The organism is Kitasatospora sp. Root107 (assembly GCF_001424875.1).
Lineage (GTDB): Bacteria > Actinomycetota > Actinomycetes > Streptomycetales > Streptomycetaceae > Kitasatospora.
In genome coordinates, this window is the sequence record NZ_LMCT01000016.1 from 88,529 (window position 1) to 95,231 (window position 6,703).

At 69.4% G+C, this 6,703-nt stretch carries 6 protein-coding genes; 1 reads left to right on the plus strand and 5 read right to left on the minus strand.

From position 1 onward, the window contains the following. Positions 1-16: 16 nt before the first annotated feature. From ASC99_RS16810 to ASC99_RS16830, 5 genes are all read right to left on the minus strand, one after another. Positions 17-1,390: an RICIN domain-containing protein gene (locus ASC99_RS16810; protein ID WP_157531589.1), complete on the minus strand. Its 1,374-nt coding sequence runs from the start codon at positions 1,388-1,390 to the stop codon at positions 17-19. Positions 1,391-1,496: 106 nt separating this feature from the next. Further along, positions 1,497-2,339 (minus strand): carbohydrate ABC transporter permease, encoded by an 843-nt coding sequence (locus tag ASC99_RS16815; protein WP_057232882.1) that lies wholly within the window; start codon positions 2,337-2,339, stop codon positions 1,497-1,499. 2 nt (positions 2,340-2,341) lie between these two features. Then, a complete protein-coding gene (locus ASC99_RS16820; RefSeq protein ID WP_057232884.1) occupies positions 2,342-3,313 on the minus strand; it encodes a carbohydrate ABC transporter permease in 972 nt (323 codons plus the stop codon). A gap of 14 nt (positions 3,314-3,327) precedes the next feature. Continuing rightward, positions 3,328-4,608 (minus strand): ABC transporter substrate-binding protein, encoded by a 1,281-nt coding sequence (locus ASC99_RS16825; protein WP_057232886.1) that lies wholly within the window; start codon positions 4,606-4,608, stop codon positions 3,328-3,330. Positions 4,609-4,652: 44 nt separating this feature from the next. Next, the gene (locus ASC99_RS16830; protein WP_157531587.1) at positions 4,653-5,828 is read right to left on the minus strand and encodes an ROK family transcriptional regulator; all 1,176 of its coding nucleotides are present in this window, start codon (positions 5,826-5,828) and stop codon (positions 4,653-4,655) included. A 75-nt stretch (positions 5,829-5,903) separates the two neighbouring features. Between ASC99_RS16830 and ASC99_RS40545 the strand changes: the two genes are divergently transcribed. Beyond that, positions 5,904-6,703 (plus strand): glycoside hydrolase family 36 N-terminal domain-containing protein (locus tag ASC99_RS40545; RefSeq protein ID WP_304440743.1); only part of this gene is annotated, 800 nt, incomplete at its 3' end.

The following is a 6,703-nucleotide window of genomic DNA, read 5'->3' on the forward strand; positions in this document are numbered from 1 at the left end:
TCCGATGGTCTGGTCGTCACAGCGAAGTGCGCTGGAACTGCTGGTTGGTGGCGCCGGTGCAGACGGCGGGCTTGAGCTGGGCGTTGTTGGCGGTGGAGGCGTTGGCGACCTCGGCGCACTCGCCGGTGACGGCGTTGACGAGCTGGACGTAGCCGGTGCCGAGGTCCTGGACGGTCCAGTGCTGCTTGGGCTTGGCCACGCCGCAGGTCCAGGTGATGACGGCGGTGGAGAGGTCCATGCACTTGTTGGCGCTGCGCGAGACCAGGCGGGACTGACCGTTGCCGATGGAGTCGATGCGCCACTGCTGGTCGGTGTTGCCGGTGCAGTCGTACTGGACGACGGCCGACTGGCCCGCCTTGGCGCACTTGCCGGAGTGACGCACAGTCAGCTTGTCGTAGCCGGTGCCGACCGGGGTGATCGTCCCGGCGGCGGTGTCGACGGCCAGCTGCCTGGCGTACGACATGGTCATGGTGGTGCCGGTCGGGAAGGTGAGCGGCAGCCACACGTAGGTGGAGTCCTCGACCGGGCCGCCCCAGGAGCCGGCCCAGCGGTCGCCCAGGTACAGGTAGTTGGTGGCCTGGGTGCCCTGGACGGGGAGCACGTACGCGGTCTGCGAGCCGTAGGTCTGGGAGTCGCCGACGTTGGCGTTGGCGCTCCAGGTGCAGGCGACGCAGCCGGCCGTGGCGTACTGCTGCTGGGTGGGCAGCCAGCCGTTCTGACCGGACGTCAGCAGGAAGTAGACGCCGTCCCGCTTGAACATGGCCGGGGCCTCGCGGCGGTTGCCGGGGAAGAGTGTCTTGGTCAGCGACTGGACGCCGGTGTAATCGGCGGTGAGCTGGTAGACGTCGAGGTCGGCGTTGTCGTTGGCGGCGGAGATCAGGTACGCGGTGCCGTCGTCGTCCCGGAAGAGGGTCATGTCGCGGGACTCGTTGCCGAGCGGTCGGAAGCTGCCCTGGTAGGTGTAGCTGCCGTCGACGGTGGAGGAGACCGCGACGGCGACCTTGGCCTCGGTGTAGTCGACGCCGTTCTCCTTGTGCGCCCACAGGACGAACTGACCGGTACCGGCGTTGTAGACGACCTTGGGGCGTTCCAGGTTGGCCAGCTGGAGCTCGGGCGAACTGGCCTGGGAGAGAACGTGGTTGCGGAACTCCCAGTTCAACAGGTCGGCCGAGCGCCAGACCGAGACGTAGCGGAAGGTGTCGTCCGCGTTGCGGTCCTCGCCGAACCAGTAGTAGTACCCGGCGACTTGGATGAGCCCGCCGCCGTGGGCGTGCACCAGGTTGCCGGTGGTGTCGGTGATCTGCGCGCCGACCGGGACGGTGAAGGGCGCGGCCTGGGCGGCGGGAGCGGGGAGCAGCAGGCCCAGGAGGAGGGCGGTGACCAGCGCCATGGCCTGAGCCAGGCGTCTGAGGGGGGTGGAGGCGGAGTTGTTCACGGGTGGGGGAACTCCTTCGTCGAGCGGTGCCGCGTGGGGGTCGGCACCGGGGGAGACGGCCTCAGTCCTTGAGGCCGCTCATGGTGATGCCCTGGACGATGTGGCGCTGGGCCACCAGGAACATCACGGCGAGGGGCACGATCGTGACCACCGCCCCGGCGAACAGGCCGGGCAGGTTGACCGACTGTGCGGTGAGGAAGGTCGACAGGGCGATCTGCGCCGTCCAACTGCTCGGGTCCTGGCCGATGACCAGGGGCCACAGGAAGGCGTTCCAGCTGTCGATGAAGGACAGTGCGCCCAGGGCGGCGAGCATCGAGGTGGAGTTGGGCAGCGCGATCCGCCGGTAGAGGCCCAGGTAGCCGAGACCGTCGAGCCGGCCGGCCTCCTCGATCTCGGCGGGGAAGCGCAGATAGAAGTTGCGGAACAGCAGTACCGCGAACGCGTTGAACAGGCCCGGGGCGATGATGCCCCACTCGGTGTTGACACCACCGAGCGCGCCGACCACCACGAAGGTCGGGATGAACGTCACCGACCCGGGGATCATCATGGTGGCGAGGATGAACGAGAGCACAACTCCCTTGCCAGGTACGGGAATCCTGGCCAGTGCGTATCCGGCCATCGACGCCAGCAGGGTGGACACGGGGGCGGTGACACCGGCGATCAGCAGCGAGTTGCCGAGCGCGCTCGCCATCGGGACGGCCGGGTCGCTGAACAGTTCGGTGAAGTTGTCGAAGGTGAGCGGATCGGGCAGCCACTGCCAGTCGGGCGAGGTGACCTGACGGGTCGTCATCAGCGCGTTGCGCAGCATGACGTAGAACGGCAGCAGGAAGGCGGTGGCGGCGAGCCCGAGGGCGGCGTACGTGGCCAGGGTGGTGACCGTACGGCGTCGGATCGGTCGGATCATGGTCAGTCCTTGCGGCCGAGGCCGGTGATGCGCCCCTGGAGGAGGGTGACCGCGACGATGAGCAGGGTGAGCAGGAACGCGCCCGCCGAGCCGAGGCCGTAGTTCTGGTCACCGAGGGCGATGTCGTAGAGGTAGACGAGCGGCGGGTGCACGGGGGCGGTGTGGCTGCCGCCGAGGCCGCCGCTGAAGACGTTGTAGAACTCGTCGAACGCCTGGAATCCGGCGATGGTCATCAGCAGCAGTACCGCCACCGAGGTGTTGCGCAGCATCGGCAGGGTGATGTGCCGGAACATCCGCCACCCGGAGGCGCCGTCGATGGCGGCGGCCTCGTACAGCTGGGGCGGGATGGCCTGGAGGCCGGCCAGGAAGAGGACCATGTAGAGGCCGACCTGGAGCCACAGGCGCAGGGTGATCAGGACGATCCAGTACAGCGGCGGGTGCTGGGTGGCGATCCAGGGCACCGGGTCGAGCCCGAGCAGTCCGCCGAGGGTGTTGGCGATACCGGAGGGCAGGCCGTTGAACAGTGCCATCCGCCAGACCAGGGCGGCGGCGACGTAGGACACCGCGGCCGGCACCAGGAAGGCGGTGCGGAAGAACGCCCGCCCGCGCCGGACCTGGTTGACCAGCACCGCCAGCGCGAGGGAGGCGGCGAAGGTGACCGGCACGATGAACAGGGTGAACAGCACCACGGTCAGCAGCGAGTCACGGAAGCCGGGATCGGCCAGCAGGAACCGGTAGTTGTCCAGGCCGACCCAGCGGGTGGGGTCGAGCGTTCCGCGGGCCTCGCCCAGGCTGAGCAGCAGGCTCCAGCCGATCGCGACGTACTTGAACAGGCCGAGGCCGAACACCATGGGTGCGGTCAGGACGGCGAACGCTCCGAGTGCGGACCGGTCCGTTCGGGGCCGGGGCCGTCGGCCGGTGCGGGCCGAGGCCCGCACCGCCCCGGCCCATCGGGTGGGGGTGGACAGTGTCATGGTTGCGCCGTCCCTCAGCCGAGCTGCTTGTCGAGTTCGGCCTGGCACTTGGCGGCCGCCTGGCCGAGCGCGTCGGTGGCGTCGGCCTTCTGCTTGGCGATCTTCGTGACGGCGTCGCCGAAGGCGGTGGCCATGGCGGAGTTCCACAGGTTCGGGAAGGACTTGCCGTACTGCTGCGAGATCGCGACGGCGTCCTTGGCCGGGCCGGTGGCGAACTCGGTGGTCCTCGCGGCGACGCTCGCACGCGGCGGCACGTGGAAGCCGTACTTGACGCACCAGTCCTGCTGGAGGTCGGTCTGCTTCAGCCACAGCCACTGCAGGTACTTCTTGGCTTCCTCGACGTGCTTGCCCTTGGCGTTGACCAGCTCGTACCAGCCGCCCAGGCGCGCCGTGGGGCGGCCGGTGGCGCCGAAGGCGGGCCAGGGCACCACGCCGAAGTCGTCGCCGATGTTCTTCTTGATGTCGGGCATCGCCCACAGGCCGCACCACTGCATCGCCGTGGCGTTCTGGCTGATCGCACCCGGGTCGTACCAGTCGGTGGTGAAGTCCAGCAACAGGACCTTCTCGTCGTGCAGTTGGCGCAGGGCACCGACGGCTGCGACGGTCTCCGGGCGGTTGAAGACGACCTTCCCGTTGTCGATCAGGTCGCCGCCGGCGGACCAGCCGAGCAGGAAGCCGGCGTCGCCGATTCCGTCGTTGCCGACGAACAGGCCCTTCATCTTGCCGGTGGTCAACTTCTTTGCTGCATCGACCAGTTCGGCGTAGGTCTTGGGCGGCGTGAGGCCTGCCTTCTCCAGCAGGCTGCGGCGGTAGAAGAGCATCATGATGTCGTCGATCATCTTGATGCCGTAGACCTTGCCGTCCACGGTCGCCACGTCCAGGTCGGCCTTGGAGAACTCGGCCTTGGTGTCGGCGAGGATGTCGTCGAGCGGGGCCAACTGGCCGTTCTTCACCATCTGGTGGCGGAAGTCGCCGATCTCGAACACGTCCGGCGCGTCCGCGGTGAGCAGGGCGGAGTTGAGCTTGGTCTCGTACTCGCCGGCCACCCAGGTGATGTTGATCGCGACATCCGGGTTGGCCTTGGTGTACTCCAGGGCGTACCGCTTGACAGCCTCCTGGGTCCCCTTCTCGCCGTACGCGTGGTACCACTGGTTGAGCGTGATCTTGGCGGTCGAGCCGTCGCCGCTCTTCTTCAGCGGGTCGCCGGCACAGCCGGTGAGCACGGCGCCTCCGGCTATCAGGAGCGAGGTGGTGAGGAAGCGTCTGCGGCCGAAGGCGTTCGGGGTGGCGTTCATGGTCGTGCTCCTGACGGTGAGAGGGTGGGGGTGGAGCGGGGTGGTCAGACGGATTCGGTGGTGAACAGGGTCTGGACGGCGGTCGCGGCTGCGCCGCGCGCCCATTCCTCGAAGGGCAGCGGACGGATGATCAGTTCGCAGCGGGCGGCGGCGCCGAACGCCTGGACGGCGAAGGTCTCCCGGATCTGCTCCTCGAACAGGTCGTAGGCGGCGAGTCCCTCGCCGGAGACGACGATCCGCTCGGGTCCGATCAGGTTGGCGACGGCGGCCAGCCCGAGACCGATCGCGTGTCCGGCCCGGTCGAAGGCGGATCGGATGCCCTCCTCGCCCGCCCTGGCCCGGGTGACCGCCTCGTCCATGGAGAGTTCCGCGTCGCCGGAGGCCAGCCGGGCCTGCGTGACGATGGCGCCGCTGGACGCGATGGCCTCGATGCAGCCGCTGCCACCGCAGTGGCAGACGGGACCGGCATCGGCGACGCGTACGTGGCCGAGCTCTCCCGCCACGTTGTGCGCCCCCGCGACTAGGCCGCCGTTGACGACCATCGCGCAGCCGATGCCGGTGCCCACGGTCACCAGGGCGAAGGAGGACGCCCCGACTCCCTTGCCGAACCACTGCTCGGCGACGGTGAGCGCCTTGACGTCGTTCTCCAGGGTGGTGGCGAGGCCGGTGGCGTCGGAGAGCAGTGCGGCGAGCGGCACGTCGCGCCAGCCGAGGAACGGCGAGTAGCGCACCAGCCCGGACGCCCGGTCGACGTCGCCGGAGACCGCCACACCCAGGCAGTAGGTCCGCTCGCGGTAGGCGTCGGACTCCGACAGCAGCTCCTCGACCAGTTCGGCCAGTGCCGCCACCACGCCGTCGACGTTCTGCGTGGTCAGGACGTGGTGGCGGGAGGTACGGACCTGCGCCCGAAGGTCGCAGACCACTCCGATCAGGTCCTCATTGGTGATCTTCACACCGATGAAGAACTCCCGGTCGGCCCGGATGGCCAGCGGGTTGGCCGGCCGTCCGGCGCCGGGGGCCGTCCGCTCGCCGGCCTCGGTCTCCTCCAGGTAGCCCGCCTCGATGAACGGGCGGGCCGTCCGGGTGACCGCTGCCGAGGAGAGCCCGGTGCGCCGGGCGATCTCCACTCTCGACACCGGCCCGCCGGTCAGCACGGTGGTGAACACCGCAGCGGACGCCGGTGTGGTGATCGGAGCGGGGGACTCAGAGGTTCGAGGCATGGCGAGACCGTAGAGGCAAATAATTACCTTCGTCAAGGATTGAATTCGAGGAAGCCGGAATCTACGCTCGCCACCATGAATCCGGTGTCCTACGACCCCTCCCGCCGGCTGTGGCTGCTCACCACTCCGAACAGCGCCTATGCCCTCTGCCTGGACGACGACGACACCCCTCGCCAAGTGCACTGGGGACCACGGCTCAGCCTCGAGCAGGCCCTCACCATCCCGCCGCCGCCCGCGCCCGCCAGCAGCTTCGCCGGCACGGCCCACGGCCGCGAGGAGTACCCCACCGAGGCCGGCGCGGCCTACGGACCGCCCGCGCTGCAGGTCCGGTACGCCGACGGTGGCCGTGGCGTCGAGTGGCTGCACCTCGGCCACGCCGTCGACGGCGGTCACCTCGCCATCCGCTGGCGCGACCGGCACCACCCCCTGGAGATCGTGCTCCACTACCGGGTCCACCCGGACAGCGACGTCATCGAACGGTGGGCCGAACTGCACCACACCGGCGAAGGCGAGCCCCTGGCCCTGCAGCGCGCCGACTCCGCTGCCTGGAGCGTGCCCTACCGCACCGGCTACCGCGCGAGCCACGTGATCGGGGACTGGGGCTACGAGAGCCAGCTGCGACGCACCGAACTCCCGTACGGCGAACTGGTGTTGACGAGCCGTCGGGGAACCACCAGCCACCAGGCCAACCCCTGGCTGATGATCGACGCGGGCGACGCCACCGAGGAGACCGGCGAGGTGTGGAGCACCGCCCTGGCCTGGAGCGGAAGCTGGCACATCACCGCCTGGCGCAGCCCCGGCAACCGGGTCGGCTGGACCGGCGGGGCCGGCCACGACGGCCTCACCTGGCAGCTCGAGCCGGGGCAGCAGTGGAG